Genomic DNA, 2,013 nt, shown 5'->3' with positions numbered 1-2,013 from the left:
GTATTAGCTTTTTAACATTATATAATTCCAACGCAAGACGACTTGTCTTTCTACCTTCAGCTTCAAGTAGATTTTTGCATTTTCTTTGTTCCGCCCGTGCAATGTCAGGAGTAATAATTTCAGCTAAAACTTTACCTCGTTGAAGGTCTTCAATAATTTCGGTAGCTCTAGTCCTTCGGTACTCAACATGAAGCATGACCGTATCGATGAATATCCCATAACGAGTACCTTTACTATCACACTCTATTTTCTTAACGTTGTACGACATGATTTTCAACGCCCCGTAACCTATAATAGTGAGTAAGATGTAATCTACATTCAATCACGTTTCTAGAAACACTAAAATTAATTCAAAAATACCCACTTTAACGAATGTCATTGCTTAATTGTTTTTACCGAACATTTGCTCTTTACGTAGGTTCTTGAGTGACTTCCACCTTAGAACATCTGGATCATTGGTGACAAACAACTCATACCTTCCCGATAATGTAGTTAACCCTAACTCAGAAAGAAGCGATTCATTCACTTGAACTAATACATTTGAGTTGGCAGGATCATTAATAAAACCTTGTACAATAACTTCAACTTGCCTAGCTGGAGGATGAGGGTTTTCGATCAAAACTTTGTCACCTAGTTTATAGAATGCACCTTTGACATGTTGTTTGTTAACACGAATCTCAAAAGTTTCCAGAGATTTGGATTTTGAATAAACCGCTATAGCACGAAACTTATCGAGTGTACTCGAACGAATTAATGCATCTTGTTGAACTGCCCAGTTTTGAATCGAGGTTACCCAACTACTATTCCAATCAATAAGTTTGGTGTTAGCTGAAATTTTAGGATCTAGTCCATCAATTGATGAGTTAACCTCAGATTTCCAACTATCCACATTAGTTATTTCGGATATATTTTTTTGCCAATCAACGCCATACTGAGCAATAATTACATTTGTCATGTTCTTGTTGCTTTTTTCCAAAGTAAGTACATCGGACTCTAGTTGACTAACTTTTAGTTTAAGTTCGACGTAAGCTCCACCCGCCGCAAATATTACTGTGACTATAGCTACATCTTTTGCCCAGCTTGGTAGGGATAACTTCAAACTAACTCCCTCAAAGTCTTGTATATAATCAAAGCCCAAACTCATTCAATGTGACTTCAAAGTATGGTCTCAAGATTTCTTCTTCAAAAAGACTTAACTCATGCTCAGGAACACGAGTAAAAGTAGAATTATCATTCGGAGCCCACCACTTGTGTTCCCCTGAATAGAAGTTAGAGTTATTTGAAGCGAAGATAAACTTGAACTCACGTTCTAACCATCCATCTCCATACTTTGAAAACAAATTTGCCGGTCCTACGAATTGGCCAAGAAGGTATATGCCTTCGTTTCCATGCGTTAAATAAAAATAGTCTCCGATCGCGGCACTAATAAAGTCTTCTGCTTGCGATGTTGATGATGTTCCTTTGCCGCGGGTATCTTTGTGGACATACACCAACCCTGAGTTAATCGATTCAATTATATCTCGTAGATCAAACTCTCGTGTTCCCTGAGATAATTTCCAAAATTTCGGTTTCATTCGTTAATCCAAAAGTTAATAAAAAGCACCTGCTGACATCTGTAAACATCACGGTCTCTTGCGTCATGCTTGAGCGAATCAGAAAGAAACACTGCATGTAGATAGATACAAGACTCTGCTTTTTAGGTTGATTTGATGGGAAGGATTATAACCATTAACCCTATCTATAACAGTGATTTAAATCATTAGCTGTAAAACTAAATGCTAAGTGTCTAATTACTTATAGATGAGATGCAAAAAGAGCCACTTTTATAAGAAAGTGGCTCTTTTATTGGTGAGGTTAGCGTCGTTTCTTATAGCGTTTTCGTGTGGTATTCGCCCTCACTACGCGTCCATTTTTTAGCGTGTAACCTTTCTTAAGTTGGCCGTTTGGTCGGCGGCCCTTGCACTTGTGTCCTTTCATTCGGTACCTCCAGTTTTCGTATCCGTTGCTCTTGGT

Annotated in this window: 3 protein-coding genes; all 3 read right to left on the bottom strand. The window is 37.9% G+C overall.

Annotated elements, in window-relative coordinates; translation table 11 throughout:
- A partial coding sequence (locus AB4496_RS27215) for a hypothetical protein (RefSeq protein ID WP_372133064.1) occupies positions 1–268 on the bottom strand: 268 nt, incomplete at its 3' end.
- Between the two features lie 114 nt (positions 269–382).
- Positions 383–1,144, bottom strand: a complete 762-nt coding sequence (locus tag AB4496_RS27210; RefSeq protein ID WP_102258016.1) for a hypothetical protein — start codon at positions 1,142–1,144, stop codon at positions 383–385.
- Positions 1,128–1,574, bottom strand: a complete 447-nt coding sequence (locus AB4496_RS27205) for a hypothetical protein (RefSeq protein ID WP_102258015.1) — start codon at positions 1,572–1,574, stop codon at positions 1,128–1,130. Before AB4496_RS27205 ends, AB4496_RS27210 begins: the two co-directional genes overlap by 17 nt.
- Between the last annotated feature and the right edge of the window lie 439 nt (positions 1,575–2,013).

The organism is Vibrio sp. 10N.222.46.A1, from assembly GCF_041473595.1.
GTDB classification, from domain to species: Bacteria; Pseudomonadota; Gammaproteobacteria; order Enterobacterales; family Vibrionaceae; genus Vibrio; species Vibrio tasmaniensis_A.
Note: the sequence above shows the minus strand (reverse complement) of the source record. Positions and strands in the feature narration are given on the sequence as shown.